Source organism: Burkholderia sp. IDO3, from assembly GCF_003366075.1.
GTDB classification, from domain to species: Bacteria; Pseudomonadota; Gammaproteobacteria; order Burkholderiales; family Burkholderiaceae; genus Burkholderia; species Burkholderia anthina.
Window position 1 is genome coordinate 2,980,002 of the sequence record NZ_CP028963.1, and the last position, 25,165, is coordinate 3,005,166.

22 protein-coding genes, 1 tRNA gene and 1 pseudogene are annotated in these 25,165 nt (G+C 64.5%); 13 read left to right on the forward strand and 11 right to left on the reverse strand.

Features of this window, described 5'->3' with window-relative positions; all coding sequences use genetic code 11:
* Positions 1-34 precede the first annotated feature (34 nt).
* The gene (locus DCN14_RS28625; protein ID WP_096507181.1) at positions 35-1,729 is read right to left on the reverse strand and encodes a M48 family metalloprotease; all 1,695 of its coding nucleotides are present in this window, start codon (positions 1,727-1,729) and stop codon (positions 35-37) included.
* A 241-nt stretch (positions 1,730-1,970) separates the two neighbouring features.
* Here DCN14_RS28625 and moaC point away from each other — a divergent pair, with 241 nt between their 5' ends.
* From moaC to DCN14_RS38820, 5 genes and pseudogenes are all read left to right on the forward strand, one after another.
* Entirely contained in the window at positions 1,971-2,459 is a 489-nt protein-coding gene (gene moaC, locus DCN14_RS28630; protein ID WP_096507180.1) for a cyclic pyranopterin monophosphate synthase MoaC, read from the forward strand.
* A gap of 115 nt (positions 2,460-2,574) precedes the next feature.
* Entirely contained in the window at positions 2,575-5,262 is a 2,688-nt protein-coding gene (locus DCN14_RS28635) for a type VI secretion system tip protein VgrG (RefSeq protein ID WP_096507179.1), read from the forward strand.
* Entirely contained in the window at positions 5,255-6,202 is a 948-nt protein-coding gene (locus DCN14_RS28640) for a hypothetical protein (RefSeq protein ID WP_096507178.1), read from the forward strand. The genes DCN14_RS28635 and DCN14_RS28640 overlap by 8 nt, the downstream gene beginning before the upstream one ends.
* Before the next feature lie 79 nt (positions 6,203-6,281).
* Positions 6,282-7,448, forward strand: a complete 1,167-nt coding sequence (locus DCN14_RS28645; RefSeq protein ID WP_096507177.1) for a glycosyl hydrolase — start codon at positions 6,282-6,284, stop codon at positions 7,446-7,448.
* A 2-nt stretch (positions 7,449-7,450) separates the two neighbouring features.
* Positions 7,451-7,698, forward strand: a pseudogene (locus DCN14_RS38820) (hypothetical protein); the annotation flags it as partial.
* Positions 7,699-7,750: 52 nt separating this feature from the next.
* Here the strand turns inward: DCN14_RS38820 and DCN14_RS28655 are convergent.
* From DCN14_RS28655 to recA, 9 genes are all read right to left on the reverse strand, one after another.
* Complete coding sequence (locus DCN14_RS28655; RefSeq protein ID WP_096507176.1) at positions 7,751-8,101, reverse strand: TonB family protein; 351 nt, start codon at positions 8,099-8,101, stop codon at positions 7,751-7,753.
* Between the two features lie 420 nt (positions 8,102-8,521).
* Positions 8,522-10,300 (reverse strand): Wzy polymerase domain-containing protein, encoded by a 1,779-nt coding sequence (locus DCN14_RS28665; RefSeq protein ID WP_096507213.1) that lies wholly within the window; start codon positions 10,298-10,300, stop codon positions 8,522-8,524.
* Between the two features lie 164 nt (positions 10,301-10,464).
* Positions 10,465-11,061, reverse strand: a complete 597-nt coding sequence (locus DCN14_RS28670) for a pilin (RefSeq protein WP_096507175.1) — start codon at positions 11,059-11,061, stop codon at positions 10,465-10,467.
* A 97-nt stretch (positions 11,062-11,158) separates the two neighbouring features.
* On the reverse strand, positions 11,159-11,863 hold the full coding sequence (locus DCN14_RS28675; protein ID WP_096507174.1) for a TerC family protein: 705 nt from the start codon (positions 11,861-11,863) through the stop codon (positions 11,159-11,161).
* 159 nt (positions 11,864-12,022) lie between these two features.
* Complete coding sequence (gene sucD / locus DCN14_RS28680) at positions 12,023-12,904, reverse strand: succinate--CoA ligase subunit alpha (protein ID WP_006477916.1); 882 nt, start codon at positions 12,902-12,904, stop codon at positions 12,023-12,025.
* Positions 12,905-12,973: 69 nt separating this feature from the next.
* Positions 12,974-14,140, reverse strand: a complete 1,167-nt coding sequence (sucC, locus tag DCN14_RS28685) for an ADP-forming succinate--CoA ligase subunit beta (protein WP_006491644.1) — start codon at positions 14,138-14,140, stop codon at positions 12,974-12,976.
* Between the two features lie 68 nt (positions 14,141-14,208).
* Positions 14,209-14,817 carry a DUF2889 domain-containing protein gene (locus DCN14_RS28690; protein ID WP_096507173.1) on the reverse strand — a complete coding sequence of 203 codons (609 nt, stop codon included), beginning with the start codon at positions 14,815-14,817 and terminating at the stop codon, positions 14,209-14,211.
* 146 nt (positions 14,818-14,963) lie between these two features.
* Positions 14,964-15,821, reverse strand: a complete 858-nt coding sequence (gene recX / locus DCN14_RS28695; RefSeq protein ID WP_096507172.1) for a recombination regulator RecX — start codon at positions 15,819-15,821, stop codon at positions 14,964-14,966.
* Complete coding sequence (gene recA, locus DCN14_RS28700) at positions 15,821-16,891, reverse strand: recombinase RecA (protein ID WP_096507171.1); 1,071 nt, start codon at positions 16,889-16,891, stop codon at positions 15,821-15,823. The genes recX and recA overlap by 1 nt, the downstream gene beginning before the upstream one ends.
* 190 nt (positions 16,892-17,081) lie before the next feature.
* Between recA and DCN14_RS28705 the strand changes: the two genes are divergently transcribed.
* The 5 genes from DCN14_RS28705 (at position 17,082) to DCN14_RS28725 (ending at position 23,010) form a co-directional block, all read left to right on the forward strand.
* Positions 17,082-17,810 (forward strand): response regulator transcription factor, encoded by a 729-nt coding sequence (locus DCN14_RS28705; RefSeq protein ID WP_096507170.1) that lies wholly within the window; start codon positions 17,082-17,084, stop codon positions 17,808-17,810.
* A 17-nt stretch (positions 17,811-17,827) separates the two neighbouring features.
* A complete protein-coding gene (locus tag DCN14_RS28710) occupies positions 17,828-19,381 on the forward strand; it encodes a sensor histidine kinase (protein WP_096507169.1) in 1,554 nt (517 codons plus the stop codon).
* 231 nt (positions 19,382-19,612) lie between these two features.
* The gene (locus tag DCN14_RS28715) at positions 19,613-21,271 is read left to right on the forward strand and encodes an MFS transporter (protein WP_096507168.1); all 1,659 of its coding nucleotides are present in this window, start codon (positions 19,613-19,615) and stop codon (positions 21,269-21,271) included.
* Positions 21,272-21,395: 124 nt separating this feature from the next.
* Positions 21,396-21,472: transfer RNA gene (locus tag DCN14_RS28720), tRNA-Met, on the forward strand.
* Between the two features lie 77 nt (positions 21,473-21,549).
* Positions 21,550-23,010 carry a site-specific integrase gene (locus DCN14_RS28725; protein ID WP_096507167.1) on the forward strand — a complete coding sequence of 487 codons (1,461 nt, stop codon included), beginning with the start codon at positions 21,550-21,552 and terminating at the stop codon, positions 23,008-23,010.
* Between the two features lie 30 nt (positions 23,011-23,040).
* Here the strand turns inward: DCN14_RS28725 and DCN14_RS28730 are convergent, their stop codons facing one another.
* Positions 23,041-23,298, reverse strand: a complete 258-nt coding sequence (locus DCN14_RS28730) for a helix-turn-helix transcriptional regulator (RefSeq protein ID WP_096507166.1) — start codon at positions 23,296-23,298, stop codon at positions 23,041-23,043.
* Positions 23,299-23,376: 78 nt separating this feature from the next.
* On the opposite strand from DCN14_RS28730, the gene DCN14_RS28735 reads away from it, so the two are divergent.
* Genes DCN14_RS28735 through DCN14_RS28745 form a run of 3 tightly spaced genes read left to right on the forward strand, consistent with a single transcriptional unit; the run spans position 23,377 to position 25,114 of the window.
* Positions 23,377-24,273, forward strand: a complete 897-nt coding sequence (locus DCN14_RS28735; protein ID WP_143331707.1) for a hypothetical protein — start codon at positions 23,377-23,379, stop codon at positions 24,271-24,273.
* Positions 24,274-24,282: 9 nt separating this feature from the next.
* Positions 24,283-24,579: a hypothetical protein gene (locus DCN14_RS28740; RefSeq protein WP_096507164.1), complete on the forward strand. Its 297-nt coding sequence runs from the start codon at positions 24,283-24,285 to the stop codon at positions 24,577-24,579.
* Positions 24,580-24,589: 10 nt separating this feature from the next.
* Positions 24,590-25,114: a hypothetical protein gene (locus DCN14_RS28745; protein WP_143331706.1), complete on the forward strand. Its 525-nt coding sequence runs from the start codon at positions 24,590-24,592 to the stop codon at positions 25,112-25,114.
* Positions 25,115-25,165 lie beyond the last annotated feature (51 nt).

The following is a 25,165-nucleotide window of genomic DNA, read 5'->3' on the forward strand; positions in this document are numbered from 1 at the left end:
CGCCCTGCCACCGCCACCGCCCGCCTGATGGCCGCTACCCGCGGCCGTTCTTCTCGTCCTCGCGCTCTTCCTTGTAGCGCGCCTCGAATTCCAGCAGCCGCGCGCCGATGATCGACTGGTCGTAGAACGACACGTCCTTCGCGTCGCGCGCTTCCTTCAGCTGCCGGATCGCCGACGGCCACGCACCGTCGAGCGCCAGTTTCTCCGCAAGCGCGCGGCGCCGCGCGAGCACGTCGCCCTTGCCGTCGCTCGCCTTCGCGAGGTAGTTCCACCAGTCCGGCTGCTCCGGGTCCGCTTTCGCCTGCGTGCGCGCGAGCGCCTGCGCTTCGGCGAAGCGGCGGGCGGCCAGCAGCGCCTGCAGATGCGCGACGATCGCCGCGTGCGACGCCGGCCAGCGGCGCTGCGCGAGCGCCGCGAGCCGCACCGCGTCGTCGGTCCGGCCCGCGCCGCGGGCGATGTCGGCGGCCAGCACGTCGAGGCTCGGTGAACTCGCGTCCGGATCGTCCTCGCGCCGCTCGCGCGCATCGAACGCACTGCGTGCCGATGCGAGCGCCTTGTCGGCCGTGTCGTACTGGCCGAGCAGCGTGTTCGCGAGCGCGATGCCGTACTCGTTCGCCGCGACGTTCGGCGCGGTGCGCTCGTCGATCTCGAGCTGCATCCGGTGCGCCTCGGCCGCGATGTCGGTCGGCGCGCGGTTCTGCAGGATCCGCAGCCGCGCCCGCACGAAGCCGTATTCGGCCGACTGGCGCGGCTGCCGGTACGGCGCGCGGCGCGCGCGATCCTCCATGTCGGCGATCCGTTCGCCCGTCAGCGGGTGCGTGCGGGCATAGGCCGGCACCCCCGCGTCGCCCATCGACGCGCGATCGAGCCGCTCGAAGAAGCCCGGCATGCCGTACGGGTCGTAGCCTGCGCCCGCGAGCAGCTGGAAGCCGACGCGATCGGCCTCGCGCTCGGCCGAACGCGAAAAACGCAGCTGGTTGTCGACCGCATACGCCTGCCCGCCCACCGCGATCGCGCTGCCGAGATCGCCGCTTCTCGCGAGCACACCCGCCAGCACGCCGAGCAGCATCGTCGCGAGCGCGGTGTAGCCGGTCTTCTCGTTCGCGCCGATCATTCGGGCGATGTGCCGCTGCAGCACGTGCCCCATCTCGTGGCCGACCACCGATGCGAGCTCCGACTCCGTCTGCGTCGTCACCACCAGCCCGCTGTTGATCCCGATGAAGCCGCCCGGCATCGAGAATGCGTTGATCTGCGGATCGCGCACCGGGAACAGTTCGAAGTCCGGCGTGTAGCCGCCGATGAAGCGCGCCGCGGCCGCGGCCGCGAGCCGCGCCGCCATCGCGTTCAGGTAGTCGCGCACCAGCCAGTCGTCCAGATAGTCCGGGTCGCGCCGCACCTCGCGCATCACGCGCTCGCCGAGACGGCGCTCGGCCTGCGGCGTCAGCGAACCGCCGGAGCCGTCGCCGAGATCGGGCAGCTCCAGCGCGCGCAGCGGTGCACGCAGGTTCGCGGCGGGCGCGGATGTGCCGCCGGCGCCCGAGAAACGACTTTCCGCGCCGCCGTACGTGCCGAATACGCCGGTCGCGATGCCGGACGGCACCGTGGAAATCGACGGCGCCGCGTCGGTCGCCGGCTCGAGCGGTGGCGCGGACGCGCGCTGTGCATGGCTGCTCGGCGGTAGCACGAGCGCCGCCGACAGCAACACGGCAAGCAACGGTTTGACACGCATGGCAGGTTGAAAACGACGCCGTCCCGCGCGCCCGGCACGCTTCACGGCGTTTGGTCTGAAGATTCCGGTCATTGTAACGGTGCGATCACGACTGTTTCGTGCGGCGGATGGGTGTTCTGCGCCCCCGGCGTCACGCATGCCGCTGCTATGATAGGCGCCCGTTGAAACGTTGCATGCGACCGCGGCACGGCGCCGGATGCGGTGGATCGATCGGCCGCGACGCATGAGATCGGAGCAAGACATGTCAGGACTCACCCATTTCGACGCCGCCGGCCACGCGCACATGGTCGACGTCGGCGGCAAGCAGGAAACCCGACGCATCGCGATCGCGCGCGGCACGATCAGGATGCTGCCCGCGACGTTCGCGCTGATCCGCGACGGCAAGGCGAAGAAAGGCGACGTGCTCGGCGTCGCGCGCATCGCCGCGATTCAGGGCGCCAAGCGCACCGCCGACCTCATTCCGCTGTGTCACCCGCTCGCGCTGACGCGCGTGGCTGTCGACTTCGAGCTCGACGACGCGCTGCCCGGCGTGCACTGCGTCGTGCAGGTCGAGACGTTCGGCCGGACCGGTGTCGAGATGGAGGCGCTGACCGCGGTGCAGGTCGGGTTGTTGACCGTGTACGACATGTGCAAGGCGGTCGACCGGGGGATGGTGATCACCGACGTGAGCGTGCGGGAGAAGCGCGGCGGGAAGTCGGGGGACTGGAAGGCGGAGGACCCCGCCGGCTGACCGGCCGGAACGCCGCCGGCCCGCAAATTCGGGATAGCGCGCGGTTATCTCATACAATGACCGGATTCCGCACGAGAGAGCGTGCGACCAGCACAAAAAAGAGTGAGCACTGGTGATGAATTCGCAAGCGTTAAGAAGCGCATTGCTGGCCGGCCCGGTTCAGCATGAGCGCCTAGTCAAACTGGATACGCCGCTCGGCCCCGACGTCCTCCTGCCGCACCGCGTCGCGGGACGGTCACGACTCGGCCGTCATTTCGAGTTCACGGTCGACGCCGTTTCGGTATCCGACAACCTCGAACTCAAGAAGCTGATCGCACAGCCGGTGACGCTGTGGATCCAGCAGGCCGACCTGTCGTACGCGCCCCACCACGGCTACGTGCATTCGGCCCGCCGGCTCGGCTCGGACAGCGGTGTCACGCACTACCAGATCGTCTTCGCTTCGTTCCTGCACTTCCTGAAGTTCCGCCGCGACCAGCGCATCTGGCAGGACCGGTCCGCGGACGACATCATCTCCGACGTGCTGAACCAGCATCCGCAGGCCAAGGGGCGCTTCACCTTCACACTCTCCCGGCCGCTGCCGTCCCGCTCGTTTTGCATGCAATACGAGGACGACTGGAATTTCGTCCACCGCCTGATGGAATCCGAAGGCCTGTATGGCTTCTGGCAGCAGGACCAGGACGGCAAGTCGCACCGGCTCGTCGTCGTCGATCGCATCGACGCGTTGCCCGCGCTGGCGCCGCGAACGGTGCGCTTTCATCATGCGGGTACCGGCGACGAGGCCGACACGCTCGTCCAGTTCTCCGGTACGCGCACGCTGCGAAGCGTCGCGCACGCCACCCGCACGTTCGACTACAAGCAGCCGCCGACCGCGTCGAATCCGAAAGCCACCCATACGCCGACGATCGCGAATCAGGGCGACCTGCCGCAGCAGCTCGAAGTCTACGAATACACCGGTGCGTACACGTACCTCGAGCAGTCCCGCGGCGACCATCTGTCGAAGACGTGGATGGAGGAACAGGAGTCGCACGCGAAGCGCTTTCATGGCGTCGGCGGCGTGCGGCGCATGGATGCCGGACGCACGTTCGAGCTGGCGGATCACCCCGAGCACGACAAGGACGATGCCGCGCAGCGCGAATTCGCCGTGATCGAGACGGCGTGGGTCATCGTCAACAACCTGCCGGTGGCCGACGAGCCGGCCGTTTTCCCGCACAGCCTGCAAGCCGAGATCGGCGGCATCGTGCAGGCAGCCGATACGGACCTGTCGCGCGTGCGTCATCCCGACGGCAGCGAGGGCTTCTTTCAGATCCGCGTCGAAGCGCAGCGCACGACGGTGCCGTTCCGCAGCCCGTTCGAGCATGCGAAACCGCCGATGCACCTGCAATCGGCGATCGTCGTCGCCCCGCAGGGCGAAGAGGTCCACACGGACGAGCTCAACCGGGTCAAGGTCCGCTTCCACTGGGACCGCCTGAACGACGGCGACGAAACGGCGTCGTGCTGGCTGCGTGCCACCGCGTCCGATTCGGGCAACGGCTATGGCGCCGTTCACCCGCACCGCAGCGGCGAGGAAGTGCTGGTCGACTTCCTCGGCGGCGACTGCGATCGTCCGATCATCGTCGGCAAGGTCTACAACGGCGCGACGAGTCCGCAATGGCATAGCAACGGAATCCTGTCCGGATACCGGTCGAAGGAATATGCGGGCGCCGGCTACAACCAATTGGTACTCGACGACGCGACGTCGCAGAACCGCGTGCACCTGTACAGCAGCCAGACCCATGCGCACCTGCACCTCGGCTACCTGATCGATCACACCGGCAACAATCGCGGCAGCTATCTCGGCAGCGGTTTCGACCTGCGCTCGGATGCCTACGGCGCCGTGCGCGCGAACCGCGGGCTGTACGTCACGACGCACCCGAAGCAGCCGGCCAGCCAGCCGCTCGACGTTCAGGAAACGCAACAGCAGCTCGTCCGCGCGGAAGGCCTGATGGAGGCCATGTCGGATGTCGGCACGCAGCATCAGGCCGAATCGCTCGATACCGGCCATGCGGCGCTGAAACAGTTCACCGATGCGACGCAGAACAGCGTGAGCGGCAGCGCGCCGGGCGGCCGGACCGCCGGCGGCGGAACCGGCAGCGCCAATGCGTTCAAGGAGCCCGTGATGCTGTTCGGCAGCCCGGCCGGCATCGGGATGTCGACGCAACAGTCCGCGCATCTCACCGCGGACCAGCACGTCAACCTCGTCAGCGGGCAGAGCACGCACGTCGCGGCCGGGAAGTCGCTGATCGCGAGTGTCCTCGACCGGATCAGCCTGTTCGCGCAGAACGCGGGGATGAAGCTGTTCGCCGGCAAGGGCAAGGTCGAGATCCAGGCGCACGCGGACAACATCGAACTGACCGCGCAGAAGGCGTTGAAGCTGGTGGCGGTCACGCAGTCGATCGAAGGCGCCGCCGCGAAGGAAATTCTGCTGACGTCCGGCGGTGCGTACATCCGCATCGCGGACGGCAACATCGAAGTACACGCACCCGGCAAGATCGACATCAAGGGTGCGCAGCACGCGTTCAACGGCCCCACGCACCTGTCGCAAACGATGCCGACGCTGCCGAACTCCAGCGGCAACTACGATCAGGCATTCATTGCGCACTGGGCCGGCACGGACATTCCGGTCGCGAACACGCGCTACCAGATGTTCTCGAACGGCACGCTGCTCTCGGAAGGCGTCACCAATGCGGCAGGCGAGACGGGGCTCACGCAGAGCCACGTGCCGCACGACGTCGTCGTCAAGTTTCTGGGGAAATCGAATGGCTGACGGACAACAGGACAAGAACGTACTGGGCGCCGGCTCGGGGATGCTGACGCCGACGGGGTACAAGGATCGGCCGAAGGTGGATATCCATATCTGCGACAAGTACGCGCCGCCGGCCGCCGATTCCATCGTCGGCACCTGCCCGTTCTACTATCAGCCGCTGCACGGCGAGTACTGGGAGACGGTCGAGAAAGTCAGCACGTCGAGCACATGGGAGACCGTCAAGAAGTTCGCGACGTCATGGGATCCGTGGAAAGACAAGGAAGTCGCTCGCCGCCTGCTGCATCGGCGGGAGAAGCTGATCGAACTGGGAAGCAAGGATTCCGACTGGTCGCGCCACGGCAATTTCATGATGCGTCATATCGGGTGCGGGCACAAACCGCCCGATTACTACGTGAGTTACGGCTATTACTATTGTTCGGACTACGGCCAGAATCTTTATCCCACGCTCACGGCAAAAGGGAAGAAATGGCTGGAAAACGCCCGGTGGTGGCTTCAGCGGTACATCGAGATCGGGTTGCAGCAGAACATGCAGGGAGACCAGATCGCATTCAATAGTGCGAAGCCCGGAAATGGCAATCTTTCGATGCAGGTGGAGCGATACGAGCTGGAGGTGGACCAGAATGGTGAAACGTTCAAGACCTTCGCCTTCGTCACACACCCGCTCGCCTATCTGGATGGAGGGCTGGCCGGTCTGCCGGTCCAGGACCTCGTGAAGATTGGCAGGCGGCCAAACATGCAGGAATGGGGCGATGGACGGACGATCAAGCAAGCGTGGGATGCGGGTATCCCTGTCGCCAAGCAAAAAGCGCACGACTGGAGCGCGGAAGCGGTCGATCAGGTCCACAAGTGGGGCTCGGACGCGGCCGACAAGGCACGCGAATGGGGTTCGGACACGGCCGACGAAGTCAGCCGCGCACTGGATCGCTTGCTGAAAAAGTGACATGCAAAAACACAAGCGCTGGAAATGGATCGCCGGGGGTCTCGTTGCCCTGGCCATTGGAACATACGGGTACGTAAACATGGCGACGGGCTGGGAAACGATTTCGACAAACTTCATGCGGAACGACACGCCGTATGGCGGCGGCAACTTCCGCATCAAGGGCAACGACGTGATGAGCGTCAAGCTCGCCAATCCCGAGGTGACGTTCAAGCCCACGGCGGAATCGAACGAACCGCAGCGGCCCGAGCCGACCGAAGCATGGATGAACGACACCGGCGAGCTGCTGAACCGCATGACGATCAGCTTCTTCCGCGGAACCATCGACGGCGGGATGAAGCGCCAGTTCCAGCAGGTCGGCCAGAATGCCGCGTGGTGGTATTCGCCGGACTGGTCGGTTCAGTTCCTCAGCACGTCATGGATGAACTACAAGGCCCCCGAGGCACGCGGCGGGGATGCGCCGCAAACGACGAAGCTGTGGAAGTCGCTCAACGGCGGCCAAACGTGGTCGCAGCTGCAATGGCCCGACAGCCAGAACATCGGCCAATTGCTCTTCCTCGATCCGCAGCGCGGCTACGCGATCGGCTGGGGGCCTCGCGTATGGCGAACGGCGGACGGCGGAACCACATGGCAGGCAATCGACGTGCCGGCCGATGCGCACGTCGCCGGCAAGACGCGCAAGAATTTCAATGCGGTCAGTCTCGGCCCTGACGGTGTGCTGCGCATCGCCTACTCCGTTGCGCCGACGGCGGAAACGCCGGCGCGCAGCGTGATCGACCGGCTCGACTGGGAACAACACGCATTCGCGACCGATACCGAGCTGCCGGGCCAGGTCGTCACCGCGCTCGATACGACGCCGGGACCGGCGGCACGCTATTCGCTGTACGCGCTGTCGCGTCTCGACAAGCCGCAGAACGGCGAGGTGCGCGACAACGGCCGCCGCACGGGCGCCATTTCGACGTGGACGAACGACCATCCCGAGTCTGTGCATCAACTGCGCACGTTCGACGAGACGCTCAGGCTCGACAGCCTGAGCGTCGGTCGCGGCGGTCTCCTGCTCGTCTACGCAACCGACCCGAACTCGGGAGGCCGCGGCGGCGCGCCGATCGACCTGACGTTCAGCAGCACCGACGCCGGCAAGTCGTGGGATCAGGCGACCGACAAGGTCGCACAAGGCGGCTACTTCGACGCACAGACCAACACGCTGTACTGGCTGCACGCATTCACGCTGAAGAAGCGGACCTTCTGATCGCACGCAGGGCGTTCAACGCGGAAAGCAACGCGCCCGAGATCGGTTTCGCCTACGGCCCGGTGCGCGGTTGCTCGGACAGCAAGAACCGCTTCCAGGTCGAACTGAACCTGACGGGCAAGGACGGAAATGCGGTCGCGCGGCGCTACGTGCTGATTCGACAGCAACACAACGGATTCACGATGCTCGGGCTGCGCAATGCAGCCGAGCCGACGTGTCACACGGCGCGAACCCGATGCCGCAGCACTGAGGTTCGTTCGAAACAAGGGCGATGCGGCCTGATTGTCCGCACCGCCCTCGCATCAATCGGTGTGTCGCGGTTCGAATACGAACGGCTGGGTCAGCAGGAACGGATTCGCGGTAGCGCCCGTCTGCACGCAGGTCGCATGCGTCATCGCATCGACGGCGGCGCGGTCGGCCGCCGCATTGCGGCTGCTCGTCGTCACGGTGACGTTCTGCGCTTCGCCCGACGTCGTCATCAGCGCGCGCACCAGCACCGTCACCGGGCGCGTGAGCGGCTTCGCGGCATCCGGGTAGACGGCACGCGGGATGTGGCAGGTGAGCTTGCTTTCCTGCGACGACGACAGCATCGCGCAGCCGGAAAACAGCACCGCGACGGCAGGCAGGATCAGGTAGGTAGAGCGGAGAGCCATGGTCGAATATCGTTCTTCAGCACTGTTGCGGACGAATGCCGCGCCGGCGGGCCGCACTTGGCCGCATCGCCTGCATCGCCCTGCGCCGCGGCCATCGGACCGGCGCCCCGTTACGGCCGCACGACCGATGGTTGCATCGGTCGCGATCCTGCTCGGCGGGTTCCCCTGATATGTCTCGGGGCTGCTTTCGCGTCGGCGGCCCGCAACGGGCAACCATGCACGCGACCGCTTTCGCGCATTGTGCACGCACCGCCCCGCCCATGGCGGCGATTTGACAATGGTTGACGCGAATCAGGCCAGTTCCGGCCCGCATCCATTCGCGGCGGGAAGCAATCGCCGCATCGCTTCGGCGCGTCACCGCTTCCCTGCTTCATCGCGAGACGAAACACGCCGGGATGCCCCGCCCGGCGCCGACCTGCTTCAGTCGGAATCGTCGTCCGAGTCGTCGTCGTCCGCGTCGGGCGGCACTTCCCCGTACTTCGCGACGACGGCGGCCTTGAACGCGCTCAACGACGGCTGCTGATCGCACAGCTTGTACAGCGACGCGAGTTGCTGCGGCCAGTCCTTCAGTTCCTTCGCGAACACGTGCAGGCGCGCGACCGTGTCGAGCGCGTCGGCTTCGCGACCGGCCATCGCCTGCAGCACTGCATAGCGACGCAGCACCGTCTCGCCGGGCAGCAGTGCGATCGCACGCTCGTGCGCGACAAGCTTGAGCGGCAGGTTGTCCGGCGAAATGGGCAGCAGCGTCGCCGCTCCGTAGTCGCCCCACGCGCCGAACAGCCGCGACGGCGCGTCGCGGTACTGCGCGGCCGGATCGTTGCCGTAATACAGCACTTCCGCACGCTGGTAGTCGCGCAGGACGGGCACCGCCGCCAGCACGCCGCCGACCGACAGCACCGCGAACAGCCCGAACGCCGCGCGGCCCGGCACGATCCGCAGCGGCTTCGCTTCGAGCAGACCGATCACGAACATCGCGGGCAGCAGGAAGAACATGTATTGCTGCGGGTACTCGACGAGCGCATGCATCAGCAGGACACCGATCAGCGCGAGGCCGAACACGCGCGTGCTCGACTGCGGCGCGCGCACCGCACGCACGAACCACGTCACGAGCGCGACGACGAGCACGCCGAGGCCGACGACCCCGGACTTCGCGAGCAGGTCGATGAAGATGTCGTGCGAGTTGTTCGCGATCTCGACGCCGCCGAGCGTGCGCACGAGCGCGAACTGGTACGACGGGAACTCGCCCCAGCCGACGCCGAGCAGCGGGTGCTCGCGGAACATCGCGAGACCGTACTTCCACAGCGCGAGGCGCGGCGCGATCTGCCCGGCGTCGCGCATCCGGTCGGCCGCCGACTCGGCGAGCCCCAGATGAAAATGCACGTTGGCCCAGCGCACCGCGACGTTCACCGCGACGAACGCCACCGCGAGCACGACCGGCATCAGCCATGCGCGCCGGTTGCCCGGCTCGCGACGCGATTCGAGCCACGCCATCCAGAAACCCGCGACCACCATCACCGCGACCTGCAGCCACGGCCCGCGCGACACGGTCAGCGCGAGACCGACCGACAGTACGATCGACAACGCAAGCCACGCCCAGACGGCAAGCCGGCGCGTCTGTACCAGATACAGCGCCCCCGCCAGCGCGAACGCGATGTAGGTCGCCAGGTGGTTCGCCTGCGCCATGTTGCCGTACGGGCGGCGATCGACCGTGATGTTGTACGAGACGACGAACGGTGCCACCACGGACTCGAGATGGAACAACTGCACGATCTGGCTGGCGACGGCGAACACCCCGCCGATCAGCAGCGCGCCGGCCATCATCCGCGCGACGGCTTCCGCGAGCCCCTCGCGCGCGAGCGTGTAGCCGGCCTGCATCGCGACCAGCGCCGCGGCGAGATAGCCGACCGCCAGCCAGTTCATCGACGGCACCTTCAGCGGCATCAGCGCAACCTGCGCGATCAGCACCGCCGCAAACCCGAGCGGCGCGACGAAAGCAGCCGGCGCGGCAAACGGCTGGGCCGGGCGGCCCGTGCCCGCGAGCAGCACGACGGAGACGCCCACCAGCATATACAGCACCAGCGCGGCAAACTCTGAATAGAAGGTCGGGATCGGATACGTGTGATTCGTGATCGCGTACGGCACGATCAGGGCGACAGCCAGTGCAACGAGCGGCAACGAACGGGAAAAAGTAGTGGGCATGAGCGAACCGGATGTCAGCAACCGGCGCACTATACAAAACTTTCCCTGCTCTGTGCGGGCCTGTCGCGCCATCGCACGACAGGCACACGACCCGCGCGGCCGACAGGCGCGGCAAAGGCCGCACCATGCCCGCCGGGCTGCGCCGGCCCGCATCGCCGCCGATGCTACGCGCGGCACTCCGCCGGCGCATATTTCGCGGGCAACGTCGCAGCCTCCGCAGGCAACGGGCCGGCACCCGGCGCCGGCAGCGACGACGCGTCCTTTCCGGCGGCAAAACATTCCCATGCGATCGCGCCGGCCTGCATCGCGCCCTTTTTAAGCGGCACGCGCGCGGTCGGCGTATCGGCCTTGTCGGGCGCGGACGGCACCAGCACCAGCGTATTCACACCGGCCGCGGCGACGCGCGTCGTGAATGCCACCGTGATCTGGCCCGTCTCGCCGTCGATGACGACGGATTCGACGTTGCGGGTGGCCGCTGGCGGGCTGTAGCCGCCGTCGAGGCTCGCGCCGCTCGCGGCGTTGTCGGCGACCGCGAGCCGCGCGGACGACGCGAGCGCGAGCCCTTCGCCGACACGCGAACGCGCCAGGTAATCCTGGTACGCGGGAATCGCATAGGCCGCGATCACGCCGACGATCGCAAGCACGATCATCAGTTCGATCAGCGTGAAGCCGGCCGGCCGCCAGCGCGGCACCGTCCGATGGGCGCGCCGCAGATCGGCGGCAAGACGACGAAACAGGGAAACGGAAAAGGCTTCGAACATGACAGGCTCCGGAAACGAAAAACGCCTGCCGATCCAGGCAGGCGTTTCGATCGTAGCCAGCGGGCTGCGAATCCGGCACTCGGCCGGACGGCCAACGTCAGTGCGCGTGCGGAACGCCGCGACGGCGCCTGAGCGCGTAACCGGTCGCCACGACGAACAATGCGCCGGCGACACTCGCGCCGTAGATCGCGGCCGGCGTATCGAGGACGGGCCAGCGATCGGCCACCGGGTCGTGCACGATCAGCCCGCCCGCGATCCAGCCGAGCAACCCCGCGCCGAACGTGACGACGATCGGAAAGCGGTCGAGCAGCTTCAGCACCAGCGTGCTGCCCCACACGATGATCGGCACGCTGACGACGAGCCCGAAGATCACGAGCGCAAGCCGGTGCGACGGATCGGCCTGTTCGGCCGCGCCCGCGATCGCGACGACGTTGTCGAGGCTCATCACCGCATCGGCGATCACGATCGTCTTCACCGCGTCCCACAGCCGGTCGGCCGGCTTCACGTTGTCGTGCGCATCGGCGTTCGGCACCATCAGCTTGATGCCGATCCACAGCAGCAGCAGGCCGCCGCCGAATTTCAGGAACGGGACGTCGAGCAGCACGACCGCGAATGCGATCAGCGCGACACGCAGCAGGATCGCGCCGGCCGTACCCCACACGATGCCGCGCAGCCGCTGGCTGGCCGGCAGGTTGCGGCACGCGAGCGCGATCACGACCGCGTTGTCGCCGCCGAGCAGAATGTCGATGATGACGATCTGAAGCACGGCGCCCCAGTGCAGCGACGTCAGGAATTCAAGCATGAGCGGTATCCGGTGCGGGGCAACGACTGTCGGACAGGCGACCCGGTTCATCGCCGAGACACGCATCGAGCCTGCCCGGTCCTTACAAAATCATTTCGTCGAGCATAACAAAAAACGCCGGCATGGCCGGCGTTTTCTGCGGGGTGAACCAGACGGAAATTACAGCGCCTTCTTCAGCAGACGGCCCATTTCCGACGGGTTGCGCGTGACGGTGATGCCGCACGCTTCCATGATTTCCAGCTTCGCTTCGGCCGTATCCGCACCGCCCGAGATCAGCGCGCCGGCGTGGCCCATGCGCTTGCCCGGAGGCGCCGTGACACCCGCGATGAAGCCGACGACCGGCTTCTTCATGTTGTCCTTGATCCACTCGGCGGCGTTGGCTTCGTCCGGACCGCCGATTTCGCCGATCATCACGACCGCGTCCGTATCCGGATCGTCGTTGAACATCTTCATCACGTCGATGTGCTTCAGACCGTTGATCGGGTCGCCGCCGATACCGACTGCCGACGACTGGCCGAGGCCCAGCGCCGTCAGCTGTGCAACGGCTTCATACGTCAGCGTGCCCGAACGCGACACGACGCCGATGCGGCCCTTGCGGTGGATGTGACCCGGCATGATGCCGATCTTCAGTTCGTCCGGCGTAATCGTGCCCGGGCAGTTCGGTCCGAGCAGCAGCGTCTTGCGGCCTTCGCGACGCATGCGGTCCTTCACTTCGATCATGTCACGGACGGGAATGCCTTCCGTGATGCAGATCGCGAGATCCAGGTCGGCTTCGACCGCTTCCCAGATCGCAGCCGCTGCGCCTGCCGGCGGAACGTAGATGACCGACACGGTTGCGCCGGTTTCTGCCTTCGCTTCCTTGACGCTTGCGTAGATCGGAATGCCTTCGAAATCTTCGCCGGCCTTCTTCGGGTTCACGCCCGCGACGAATGCTTCGCGGCCGTTTGCGTATTCACGGCAGGCGCGCGTATGGAACTGACCGGTTTTGCCGGTAATGCCCTGCGTGATGACCTTCGTGTCCTTGTTGATCAGAATCGACATGTATTTTGACCTCTGTTCGATTGGCGTCGCGTGCAAACCGCGCCGCCATGCGTGTTCATTAGCGCCCGCTTACTTACCTGCGGCAGCCGCGACAACCTTCTGCGCAGCCTCTTCCATGCTGTCCGCCGAAATGATCGGCAGGCCCGAATCGGCCAGCATCTTCTTGCCGAGGTCCTCGTTCGTGCCCTTCATGCGCACGACGAGCGGCACGTTCAGGTTCACGGCCTTCGAACCGGCGATCACGCCTTCGGCGATCACGTCGCAGCGCATGATGCCGCCGAAGATGTTCACGAGGATTGCCTTCAGGCCCGGGTTCTTCAGCATCAGCTTGAACGCTTCCGTGACCTTCTCGGTCGTCGCGCCACCGCCGACGTCCAGGAAGTTCGCCGGCTCGCCGCCGAACAGCTTGATGGTGTCCATCGTCGCCATTGCGAGGCCGGCGCCGTTCACGAGACAGCCGATGTTGCCGTCGAGCGAGATGTACGCGAGGTCGAACTTCGACGCTTCGATTTCAGCCGGATCTTCTTCGTCCAGATCGCGGTACGCGACGATTTCCGGATGGCGGAACAGCGCGTTCGAGTCGAAGTTGAACTTCGCGTCGAGTGCGGTGACCTTGCCGTCGCCGGAAACGTTCAGCGGGTTGATTTCAGCCAGCGACGCGTCGGTTTCCCAGAATGCCTTGTACAGGCCTTGCAGGATCGCGCGCGCTTGCGGGATCGAAGCAGCCGGCACGCCGATCTTCGCGGCGAGGTCGTCGGCTTGCGCGTCGAGCAGGCCGGTCGACGGTTCCACGATGACCTTGTGGATCAGTTCCGGGTGCTTTTCGGCGACTTCTTCGATGTCCATGCCGCCTTCGCTCGAACCCATCAGAACGATCTTCTGCGACACGCGATCGACGACGAGGCTGACATACAGTTCCTGCTTGATGTCGGCGCCTTCTTCGATCATCAGACGGTTGACCTTCTGGCCTTCCGGACCGGTCTGGTGCGTGACGAGTTGCATGCCGAGAATCTGGTTCGCGTATTCGCGAACCTGCTCGATCGACTTCGCCACCTTCACGCCGCCGCCCTTGCCACGGCCACCCGCGTGAATCTGAGCCTTCACGACCCATACCGGGCCGCCGAGCTCTTCTGCCACCTTGACGGCCTCGTCAACCGAGAACGCCGGCTTGCCGCGCGGTACCGCGACGCCGAATTTCCGCAGGATTTCCTTACCCTGGTACTCGTGAATCTTCATGCGTGATTCCCTTCAGTCTGAGAGTTGGATGAAATGTCGCTTAAGACGCTTCTTCGAATGATTTCCGTTCATTCCTTCGTGCTGCCATCACCGGGCACGTCCGGCCGGCCCGCGCCATACCAGCGCGGGTAGTACTGCCGCACGACCTCGCCGTCGAACCGCAACGCCCGGCAGCGGCCGAGCTGGAAAGGCGGTTCGGCGTGCGCGGCGTCGTGATCCGGCCCTTCGCCGCCCTCTTCGCGCACGTTCCATACGTCACCGGCGAACGCCTGGATCGCTGCGGTCGGCAGCACGGCGCACAGTTCGGTGAGATGGGAGCAGCCTGCGACGCCGGCGAGCAGCCGGTTCGCGTTGCGGCGGAAATTGCGGAAGAGATTGAGCCCGATGAGGGCCCGATAGGCAGGCGGGGCGGATTGACAGTGACCGGGATAGGGAACCCATTCCGAAGACGCTTCGGCGTCGACGACATTGAGGTCACGATCGATAGTCACGCGCAGCCAGAGTTCGTGGATCGGCAGGCCCTGGGGCCGGATGCCCGACGCAAGCGCGACATCGCGCGGCTTGTGGTCGGTCAGGCAGGCTTCGATGTCCCACAAGCCGTCGCCGCGCTCGTAAGCTTCCGCTCGGATTGCGCGTCGATGTCGCAACTGACGGGGCACGGGCTCGGATAGCGGCATGCTGGAGGTTGAGGCCGAAGAGGAAAACCCATGGATTTTAGCATATTGGGTATTTGAGGCAGCCTGCCGCGACGGCGGGTATTCCCCGCTGTCCATCGATGGTTGCATTGCAGCAAAATCGCGCGCCGCGCGCGTGACTGAACCGGTCAGTCGTCGATCGGGAAATCGTCGCCGACTTTCAGCAATTTCACGATGGTCGCGCTCGAGAAGCCGCGCGCGGCAAGAAAGCGCGCCTGCTTCGCACGCTCGGCCGGCGTTTGCGGCAGTGCACCGAATTTCTTGCGCCAGACGGCCTGCGCGCGTGTCAACTCGGTCTCGCGCAATTGTGCATTCACTTCCTCGACGAGACTGTCGCCGACCGCATGGCGCTTCAGTTCGCTGACGATGCGCGCGACCCCGACACGCGATGCACGGCGATGCACGAGGCTCTCGGCAAAGCGCGCATCGGACAACCAGCCATCCTTTTCCAGCGCATCGAGCACCGGTTCGACCGATTCGTCCTCGCCGACGTACGGCGCGAGCTTGCGTGCGAGCTCGGCGCGGCTGTACTCGCGCCGGGACAGATAGCCGAGTGCACGGCCCTTCAGCGAACGCGGCGGCTTCGACGACTTGCGCGCGCTCGCGCCCGGCTCGTCGCCGGAAGAAGCACCGGACGCGCGGCGCGTGCGGCGGGGATGCTGGCTGCTGCGGGTATAGACGTCTTCCGCAACCGGCGCCGCGGCACTGGCTGCGCGCTCACCCGGGAAGCTGACGCCGGACACGCGACGGCGCGGCCGGTCGTGCGCGTCGAACGATTCGTCGTCGTCGAACGGATCGACCGGCGCGGCAATCTGAAACGAAACGAGGGCATCGTCGGATGCCCTCGTCGCGGTGCGGTTCGCGGCCTGACTGCCCGCGACCCGCCGGTGGGTGCCCGAGGACCCGGTTCGCCGGCCGGAACGGCCCGCCGTTTCGGGCGCGTCGCTCTGCTCCGGTTCGCCAGCCTGACCTCGGCGCCCGACCATCACTCTTCTTCGTCCATCGCCTCGGCTTCGTTGCCTGCGCCATCCGGCATTGCGACGACGCCGAGCGATTCACGAATGCGGTTTTCGATCTCGCGGGCGATTTCCGGATTCTCGCGCAGGAATTCACGCGCGTTGTCCTTGCCCTGACCGATCTTCTCGCCGTTGTAGCTGTACCAGGCGCCTGCCTTGTCGACGATCTTCGCCTGCACGCCGAGATCGATGATCTCGCCCTGACGCGAAATGCCTTCACCGTACAGGATGTCGAAGATCGCTTCGCGGAACGGCGGCGACACCTTGTTCTTGACGACCTTCACGCGGGTTTCGTTGCCGATCACCTCGTCGTTCTTCTTGATCGAGCCGATCCGGCGGATATCGAGACGCACCGACGCATAGAATTTCAGCGCGTTGCCGCCCGTCGTGGTTTCCGGGTTGCCGAACATCACGCCGATCTTCATCCGGATCTGGTTGATGAAGATCACGAGGCAGTTCGTGCGCTTGATCGTACCCGTCAGCTTGCGCAGCGCCTGCGACATCAGGCGAGCCTGCAGGCCCGGCAGCGAATCGCCCATCTCGCCTTCGATTTCGGCCTTCGGCACGAGCGCCGCGACCGAGTCGATGACGATCATGTCGATCGAGCCCGAGCGCACCAGCGCATCGGTGATTTCGAGCGCCTGCTCGCCGGTGTCCGGCTGCGAGATCAGCAGCTCCGGCACGTTCACGCCGAGCTTCGACGCGTACTGGACGTCGAGCGCGTGCTCGGCGTCGATGAAGGCTGCCGTTCCGCCCAGCTTCTGCAGTTCGGCGATGACCTGCAGCGTGAGCGTGGTTTTACCCGACGATTCCGGACCGTAGATCTCGACCACCCGGCCGCGCGGCAGGCCGCCGACGCCGAGCGCGATGTCGAGACCCAGCGAGCCCGTGGAGACGACCTGGATGTCTTCGGTCGCTTCGCCGTCGCCCATCCGCATGATCGACCCTTTGCCGAACTGCTTCTCGATCTGCGCGAGTGCGGCCGCCAGCGCCTTGCTCTTCTCGGCGGTCATCCCGGAGCCCTTCTTGCTATCTTCCATGAATCGTCCTTTGCTATGATGAGCAGCGTCTGTTAGAGGCGCGCCCGCTTTCAAGCGCCGCCCACGAATGCAGACACTGTATAAAAAAACAGTGTTTTATGCAAGCCCGCAATGCGGGTTGCGTCGTACACGAATAACTTCGGAGACAGCCGCGCCGGCGCGAACGCCCCGCCGGCCACCGGTCAGCAACATGCGAATTCTCATCGCCGAAGACGACAGCATACTCGCGGACGGCCTCACCCGGTCACTCCGCCAATCGGGCTATGCGGTCGACCACGTGAAGAGCGGCGTCGACGCCGATACCGCGCTGTCGATGCAGGCTTTCGACCTGCTGATCCTCGATCTCGGGCTGCCCAAAATGTCCGGGCTCGACGTGCTGAGGCGCCTGCGCGCGCGCAATTCCAACCTCCCCGTGCTGATCCTCACCGCCGCCGACAGCGTCGACGAGCGCGTGAAGGGGCTCGATCTCGGCGCGGACGATTACATGGCCAAGCCGTTCGCGCTCAACGAGCTCGAGGCGCGCGTGCGCGCGCTGACCCGGCGCGGCGCGGGCGGCGGCCCGACCGTCGTGCGCCACGGCTCGCTCGCGTTCGACCAGGTCGGCCGCATCGCGTATGCGAACGAGCGCGTGCTCGACCTGTCCGCGCGCGAACTCGGCCTGCTCGAAGTGCTGCTGCAGCGCATCGGCCGGCTCGTGTCGAAGGAGCAGCTCGTCGACCATCTGTGCGAATGGGGCGAGGAAGTCAGCAACAACGCGATCGAAGTGTACGTGCACCGGCTGCGCAAGAAGATCGAGCCGAGCGGCGTGCGGATCTCCACCGTGCGCGGCCTCGGCTACTGCCTCGAGAAAGTCGCACCCGCGGCGCCGGCCGACACGGCAGCGCCCCAGCCCACGGCGGCCGGCACGCCGCTGCGCTGACCCCGGCCGTCGCCGCGATGGCCACGCCGTCCCATTCCCGTCATCCGAGCGGCGAGCAGCCGTCCGCCGCCGACGTGGCGCGCGACGCGCGCTACGAGAACCCGTTCGCGCCACCCGACGAAATCGACACGCCCGAAGCCGCGCGCCCCCGCTCGCTGTTCGGCGAAATCCTCGACTGGATGCTCGCGCCGCTCCTGCTGCTGTGGCCGATGAGCATCGCCGTCACCTATCTCGTCGCGAAGACGATCGCGAACGGCCCGTTCGACCGCGCGCTCGAAACCAATGCATATGTGCTCGCGCGGCAGATCCATCCGGTCAACGGCGTCGCCGAGCTGACGCTGCCGCAGCAGACACGCGACTTCCTGCGCGCGGACAACGTCGACAGCGTCTACTTCCAGGTACTCGGCACGCGCGGCGAACTGGTCGCGGGCGAAGCCGACATGCCGCTGCCGCGCGACGAGGATCGCCCGCCGCCGGGCGTCGTCGTGTTCCGCGACGACCTGCTGCGCGGCAACGACGTGCGCGTCGCGTATACGACCGTCGCGCTGCCGCAGTCGAGCGACACGCAACCGGTGCTCGTGCAGGTCGGCGAGACGCTCGACAAGCGCAATGCACTCGCGAACGACATCATCAAGGGCGTGATCCTGCCGCAGTTCGTGATCCTGCCGCTCGCGATCCTGCTCGTGTGGTTCGGGCTGTCGCGCGGGCTCGCGCCGCTCAACGCGCTGCAGGCGCACATCCGCGCGCGGCGGCCCGACGACCTGTCGCCCGTCGAGGCGCAGCGCGCGCCGCCCGAGATCGAGCCGCTCGTCACGTCGTTCAACGACCTGCTTGCGCGCCTCGAACAGAACATGGCGCTGCAAAAGCGCTTCATCGCCGACGCCGCGCACCAGATGAAGACGCCGCTCGCCGGCTTGCGCACGCAGGCCGAATTCGCGCTGCGCCACCCCGTGCCGCCCGACGTGCAGCGCTCGCTCGAGCAGATCGCGACGAGCTCCGAGCAGGCCGCACGGCTCGTCACGCAACTGCTTGCGCTCGCACGCGCCGAGAACCGTGCGAGCGGGCTGACGTTCGAGCCGGTCGAGATCGGCTCGCTCGCGCGGCGCACGGTGCGCGACTGGGTGCAGGCCGCGCTCGCGAAACGGATGGACCTCGGCTACGAAAGCCCCGAGGACGACGCGCCGCTCGACGTCGACGGCCATCCCGTGATGCTGCGCGAGATGCTCGGCAACCTCGTCGACAACGCGATCCGCTACACGCCCGAAGGCGGTCAAATCACCGTGCGCGTGCGCGCCGACCATGCGGCGCGGCGCGTGCATCTCGAAGTCGAGGATACCGGGCCCGGCATCCCGGCCGGCGAACGCGAGCGCGTCGTCGAGCGCTTCTACCGGATCCTCGGCCGCGAAGGCGACGGCAGCGGGCTGGGGCTCGCGATCGTGCGCGAAATCGCCGCGCAGCATGGCGGCACGCTGACGCTCGACGATCACGTCTATCAGCACGCGCCGCGCCTCGCCGGCACGCTCGTGCGCATCAGCCTGCCGCTGTCGGGCGCCGCGCCCGATCCATCCTGACACGCGCGCCGGGCCCATCCCGCCCGGCCGGCGCGATCGCTTCGAAACCGCCGTTTTATCGCCCGTTCGCGACACGATCGGGACGCGAAGCAGCCGGTTCTTCGCGGGTTAACGCGCAGTCGTTTTGCATGCGCGAGTCAGTGCGCCGTAAGTTTCCCTGCCAATAATCGTCGACAGGCCCGCCCACCCAAGGCGGCCGCATATCTATATCAAGGGACTTGGAGACGATTCATGGCAACGTTAGGCGGGCAAATTTCGCACTCGCCGATGACGGGCGAAGAAAAGAAGGTGATCTTCGCATCGTCGCTCGGCACCGTGTTCGAGTGGTACGACTTTTACCTGGCCGGCTCGCTCGCGGCCTACATCAGCAAGAGCTTCTTCTCCGGGGTCAATCCGACCGCCGCGTTCATCTTCACGCTGCTCGGCTTCGCGGCCGGCTTCGCCGTACGACCGTTCGGCGCGATCGTGTTCGGCCGGCTCGGCGACCTCGTCGGCCGCAAGCACACGTTCCTCGTGACGATCGTGATCATGGGCATCTCGACGTTCGTGGTCGGCTTCCTGCCCGGCTACACGTCGATCGGCATCGCCGCTCCGGTGATCTTCATCGCGATGCGGCTGCTGCAGGGCCTCGCGCTCGGCGGCGAGTACGGCGGCGCAGCGACCTACGTCGCCGAACATGCACCGGCGAACCGGCGCGGCTTCTACACCGCGTGGATCCAGACGACCGCGACGCTCGGCCTGTTCCTGTCGCTGCTCGTGATCCTCGGCGTGCGCACCTTCATCGGCGAGGAAGCGTTCGGCAACTGGGGCTGGCGCGTGCCGTTCATCGCGTCGATCCTGCTGCTCGCGGTGTCGGTGTGGATCCGGATGCAACTGAACGAATCGCCGGTGTTCCTGCGCATCAAGGCGGAAGGCAAGACGTCGAAGGCGCCGCTGACCGAAGCATTCGGCCAGTGGAAGAACCTGAAGATCGTGATCCTCGCGCTCGTCGGCCTGACCGCCGGCCAGGCCGTCGTCTGGTACACGGGCCAGTTCTACGCGCTGTTCTTCCTCACGCAGACGCTGAAGGTCGACGGCTCCAGCGCGAACATCCTGATCGCGCTCGCGCTCCTGATCGGCACGCCGTTCTTCCTGTTTTTCGGCTCGCTGTCGGACCGGATCGGCCGCAAGCCGATCATTCTCGCCGGCTGCCTGATCGCGGCGCTCACCTACTTCCCGCTGTTCAAGGCGCTCACGCACTACGCGAACCCGCAGCTCGAGCTCGCGACGCAGAAGTCGCCGATCACGGTCGTCGCCGACCCGGCCACCTGCTCGTTCCAGTTCAACCCGGTGGGCACGTCGAAGTTCACGAACTCGTGCGACATCGCGAAAGGCGCGCTTGCGAAGGCCGGCCTGAACTACGAGAACGTCGCGGCGCCGGCGGGCGCGACCGCCGAGATCAAGGTGGGCGACACGGTGATCCCGGCCTATGACGGCAAGGCGGCCGATGCGAAGACGCAGGGCGCGGCGTTCGACAAGACACTCGCGTCGACGCTGAAGGCGGCGGGCTATCCGGCCAAGGCCGACCCGGCGCAGCTCAACTGGCCGATGACGATCGTGATCCTGACGATCCTCGTGATCTACGTGACGATGGTCTACGGCCCGATCGCCGCGATGCTGGTCGAGATGTTCCCGACGCGGATCCGCTATACGTCGATGTCGCTGCCGTACCACATCGGCAACGGCTGGTTCGGCGGTTTCCTGCCGGCGACCGCGTTCGCGATCGTCGCGGCGAAGGGCGACATCTACTCGGGGCTCTGGTATCCGATCGTGATCGCGCTGGTCACGTTCGTGATCGGCCTGCTGTTCGTCAAGGAGACGAAGGACTCCAATATCTACGCGCAGGACTGAGGCAGGATAGCGGGCGGCACCCCGCCCGCTATCCTGGCCCGAACGGGCCGCCGGCACTTTTTTTCAGGGAAGATGGAAAAAGGTGTTGACAGCCGGGCGGCACATCTACATAATTCAAGTCTTCGGCGAATTAGCTCAGTCGGTTAGAGCGACGGAATCATAATCCGCAGGTCCGGGGTTCGAGTCCCTGATTCGCCACCAGTTGCAAAAATCCCCATGTAATCAATCGGTTACATGGGGATTTTCTCATTCGGTGGGTCACTTGGTGGGTCATTCCCATGCACAAGTTGCCCCGTCTCTACCGCTCGCGTCACGGCGTCTATTACCTTCGCGTCATCCATAACAAGCAGAAAATCCGCCGTTCTCTCGGAACCAAGGACTTCCGCCAAGCTAGAATTTCGGCTCTGTCACTGAATCTTCAGCTTGCGATGTCCAACCCTTTCGATCTCAACGACAAAGACCTGCGGAAGCTCGATCTGAACATCAGCCCGACCGGCGAAGTCAGCTTCAAGGACATCAAGCCTGGCGATGTCGGGATCGTGAAGGACATTCTGCAAAACATGGGTTTCAAATCAGAAGCCCAGTTCGATGCCGCACTTGACGAGAAGAAAGCTGCCTTTGAGGCCGCCAATCCCGGACTCACTGCCGAAGCGATGGGTGCGCAGATGGGGAAAATCGTGCGGGCGAGCATGGCGCTTCCGGTGGCGGAACAGGCTGCCTATATCAAACGCGAAAAGGCCGCCTTCATCCAGCAGCACCAGCAACAGTCCCAAGCGCCGAAGCAAATCAGCGAGAAGTTCAGTGCCGTGGTCACGCTCTACCTGAACGAGAAAAAACTCGATAACGTTCCCAAAACGCTCTATGACAAAGAGCGCATCTATAACGAATTCCAGAGCTTCTTTGGCGATCGGGACATCAACGCCTACACGCCTCAGGAAGCCATCGCCTACAAGAACCGGCTGCTCGGCAAAGCAGTGTCGGCGAGCTCAATCAATTCCCGTTGCTCGTTCATGCGATCGCTTTTCGAGTATGCGGTCGATAACAATCTCTACTTCACAACCAATCCATTTGAAAGGGTGAAGATCTCGAACAAGGCGAAGCTGAAGCAACAGGTAAAGTCTTACCAGCCGTTCACCGAGGAAGAGCTTGCCGTCGTCTTCGAGGAAAGCGCATACCGTGCCTTCATGGATAAGCCGGATTACTACTGGTTGCCATTCATCGCCCTCTACACGGGTGCTCGCCTGGAAGAACTGACGAGCCTGCCACTGGATCGCATTTTCAAAGCCGATGGCGTGTGGGTGTTCGACATACAAGAGGATGTCGCCAAGAACGTCAATTCCGTCCGGAAGATTCCCATCCCTGAAGTGGTGCTTCGGTCTGGCTTTTTCGCCTACATCGATAGCGTTAAAGCAAGCGGCGGCACGCAGCTTTTCCCTCACCTGACGAAAGGCAAGAACGGTTACTCAAAGAACACGTCTCGCCGGTTCGGACAGTATCTGGACACACGCGGGATCACCGACGAGCGCAAGGTATTCCATTCGTTCCGCTCGAATTTCATCAACGCCGTCACGAACGAGAACATTCATCCAGCCATCATCATGGGATTGGTTGGGCACTATGAGCAAAGCAAGATCGATTTCTCAAGCCCGCATTTCACGCATTATCAGAAGAAAAAACCACTTGAAATCTTGAAGGACGCAATCGACAAAGCATCCTTCCCGATCAACTTGTTTTGGTAGACCGGACAGCCGACTGTCCACACGCAGCCCTTACGGCTTCGGCCACTGAAGCAGATTTGCCGCTGGCACGTCGAGCGCAGCAGCCAGTTTTTCAATGTTATCCAGCGATACATTGATTCGAGCTCGCTCGACCTGGCTTACAAATGTCCGATCAAGGCCCGCAGTAAACCCAAGTTGTTCCTGCGACAACAGCCTCTTCACCCGATAAGCGCGCACGTTATAAGCCAGCACGTCTCTGAGCGAGGCGAGTTTTTGCGATGGATCGGGACCCTTCAGACTTGCTGACATGGCCCGAATAATTCCGGTATGATGCGTTCGCATCCACGGCTTTTGCATCACATATGGACAACCTCGCCCTGATACGTGATGCAAAACCATCATATTGCGCCGGAAACGACTATGCGTAGACACCTGTGTTTCATCCTGCTGGCCCCAATTTTTGTAGCTGCCTGTGGTGGTGGCGGCGGAAGCGATAACAACGGTAATAGTGGGGGCAGTGGCAACAACCAAACCAGTTCGCCGAGCGGTGGCGCATCGTCACCGGTTGTCCCGTCCGACTCTCAAATCCTGGCTGACATCGCCACCAGCCAGAGCACGACGAGCAACACGCCGATTTGGGATACCTCGCAGGCATACGGCGCGATCGGCAATCCCTACAAAGGCAGTGTGGACGGTGCTCATTCCTATCGCTGGAACATCGAGCGCGATGGACTGATTCCGATTCTGGATACCAGTGGCAGGCCCGAACTGACGACGGCACTCAACAATCTGGAAGCGGCGGTTGGTAAGACCTTGTTCAACCGGCTGCCGGCGACAACGAATCCGACATCGGTGACTCGGGGTATCGTCTTCAACAACGACACACCCCCGACCCAAGGTTCCAGTGAGCCGAACAACTGCGGTGAGGTCTACGCCAACAAACAAAGCATGTTTGGGCTGTGGGTTGATCCGACCTATTCCATCGATCCGCCTCTCTCCTCTGACTGGCAAGCCGAAGTGGATTCCAGTCCGCTTATCGATCCGCGTGCGACGTTCAATGTCGATGTCGATTTCAGCAATGGGAACTGCCAGCCGTTTGAACCGCTGGTTGAGCACGAACTGTTGCACGCACTTGGGCTGACCAATCACTTTGACGGCTTCGGTGAAGGCAGTGGTGGCAACTGCAACGGGGCACTCTGCACCGACCGAGCCTATCCGGTTCTCAAGACCCTGTATGCGAATCCGCCGATGACTGCCATCGCGAGTATGACCATCGCACGATAAGGAACGACCATGCCTTTCGAGAAAAAGCAGATTTCGCGCAACGACCGGATTGTCGAAACGCTCGACATCACGGATGCAGGTGAATGGCTTGGGAAAGCAGTGGTCGATTACCCGCTGGCAGTCGCATGGCTGTTGCTTCGTCTGTTTCCCTTCGTCATCCCGATGTGGCTGATCGATCGATATGCAGGCGATCTCGGCTATCTGCGACTCGGTTCATGGCTCTACTTCGCCATGCTATTTGCCAGCCTGCCGTGGTTCATCTGGCAGTGCATTCGCCTTCTTCGCAAGCGTTCACGAAACCAATAACGGGAATTCTATGGAAAGCACCATCACCTTCAAACGGGCTTGTCTGGTGACGCCCCAACCGGACGGAACTGTCGCCATCACGTTCCGTCAACGGCGCATCAACTTCGCGGCCGCCGACCTGCTGATTGCTCTGCCTGCCGGCATCCTGCTCATTGTTGGCCTTTTTGCCTCGCTCTATTTCGGCGTCAACCATGGCTTTATCGCAGGCTTGCTGGCGCTTTTCGTCGTGTTCTTCCTGCCGATCATCGTCTTCTATCGCTTGAACTGGACGATGGCAACGATCACGGTTGAACGTAACGGCATCCGGTGGGGACGGCATGCCATGAACTACAGCGATTTCAATGAGATCGGCTGGAAGGGCACGATTCGCAAGGCAAACCGTGGCCCGTTCAGCACGACAGATTCCTACGTCTATATCGAGGCGAAGGGCAGGGAAATCGCCGTCACGAAGGAAATCAAAGGCGAAGGCGCACGCGACATCGCCGAAGCACTGGAACAGGCTGCCGTGAACAAGGTGAATCAGTTGTCGCGATAGATTCGCCATAGTCCATTCTGAACGGCTTATCCACGGTTTTCGAAGCGACCG

What these genes read in the sequence shown, in the direction of transcription:
- DCN14_RS28625 (WP_096507181.1), bottom strand. Translation starts at nt 1,729, where the DNA reads ATGCGTGTCAAACCGTTGCTTGCCGTGTTGCTGTCGGCGGCGCTCGTG.
- moaC (WP_096507180.1), top strand. Translation starts at nt 1,971, where the DNA reads ATGTCAGGACTCACCCATTTCGACGCCGCCGGCCACGCGCACATGGTC.
- DCN14_RS28635 (WP_096507179.1), top strand. Translation starts at nt 2,575, where the DNA reads ATGAATTCGCAAGCGTTAAGAAGCGCATTGCTGGCCGGCCCGGTTCAG.
- DCN14_RS28640 (WP_096507178.1), top strand. Translation starts at nt 5,255, where the DNA reads ATGGCTGACGGACAACAGGACAAGAACGTACTGGGCGCCGGCTCGGGG.
- DCN14_RS28645 (WP_096507177.1), top strand. Translation starts at nt 6,282, where the DNA reads ATGGCGACGGGCTGGGAAACGATTTCGACAAACTTCATGCGGAACGAC.
- DCN14_RS28655 (WP_096507176.1), bottom strand. Translation starts at nt 8,101, where the DNA reads ATGGCTCTCCGCTCTACCTACCTGATCCTGCCTGCCGTCGCGGTGCTG.
- DCN14_RS28665 (WP_096507213.1), bottom strand. Translation starts at nt 10,300, where the DNA reads ATGCCCACTACTTTTTCCCGTTCGTTGCCGCTCGTTGCACTGGCTGTC.
- DCN14_RS28670 (WP_096507175.1), bottom strand. Translation starts at nt 11,061, where the DNA reads ATGTTCGAAGCCTTTTCCGTTTCCCTGTTTCGTCGTCTTGCCGCCGAT.
- DCN14_RS28675 (WP_096507174.1), bottom strand. Translation starts at nt 11,863, where the DNA reads ATGCTTGAATTCCTGACGTCGCTGCACTGGGGCGCCGTGCTTCAGATC.
- sucD (WP_006477916.1), bottom strand. Translation starts at nt 12,904, where the DNA reads ATGTCGATTCTGATCAACAAGGACACGAAGGTCATCACGCAGGGCATT.
- sucC (WP_006491644.1), bottom strand. Translation starts at nt 14,140, where the DNA reads ATGAAGATTCACGAGTACCAGGGTAAGGAAATCCTGCGGAAATTCGGC.
- DCN14_RS28690 (WP_096507173.1), bottom strand. Translation starts at nt 14,817, where the DNA reads ATGCCGCTATCCGAGCCCGTGCCCCGTCAGTTGCGACATCGACGCGCA.
- recX (WP_096507172.1), bottom strand. Translation starts at nt 15,821, where the DNA reads ATGGTCGGGCGCCGAGGTCAGGCTGGCGAACCGGAGCAGAGCGACGCG.
- recA (WP_096507171.1), bottom strand. Translation starts at nt 16,891, where the DNA reads ATGGAAGATAGCAAGAAGGGCTCCGGGATGACCGCCGAGAAGAGCAAG.
- DCN14_RS28705 (WP_096507170.1), top strand. Translation starts at nt 17,082, where the DNA reads ATGCGAATTCTCATCGCCGAAGACGACAGCATACTCGCGGACGGCCTC.
- DCN14_RS28710 (WP_096507169.1), top strand. Translation starts at nt 17,828, where the DNA reads ATGGCCACGCCGTCCCATTCCCGTCATCCGAGCGGCGAGCAGCCGTCC.
- DCN14_RS28715 (WP_096507168.1), top strand. Translation starts at nt 19,613, where the DNA reads ATGGCAACGTTAGGCGGGCAAATTTCGCACTCGCCGATGACGGGCGAA.
- DCN14_RS28725 (WP_096507167.1), top strand. Translation starts at nt 21,550, where the DNA reads ATGCACAAGTTGCCCCGTCTCTACCGCTCGCGTCACGGCGTCTATTAC.
- DCN14_RS28730 (WP_096507166.1), bottom strand. Translation starts at nt 23,298, where the DNA reads ATGTCAGCAAGTCTGAAGGGTCCCGATCCATCGCAAAAACTCGCCTCG.
- DCN14_RS28735 (WP_143331707.1), top strand. Translation starts at nt 23,377, where the DNA reads ATGCAAAACCATCATATTGCGCCGGAAACGACTATGCGTAGACACCTG.
- DCN14_RS28740 (WP_096507164.1), top strand. Translation starts at nt 24,283, where the DNA reads ATGCCTTTCGAGAAAAAGCAGATTTCGCGCAACGACCGGATTGTCGAA.
- DCN14_RS28745 (WP_143331706.1), top strand. Translation starts at nt 24,590, where the DNA reads ATGGAAAGCACCATCACCTTCAAACGGGCTTGTCTGGTGACGCCCCAA.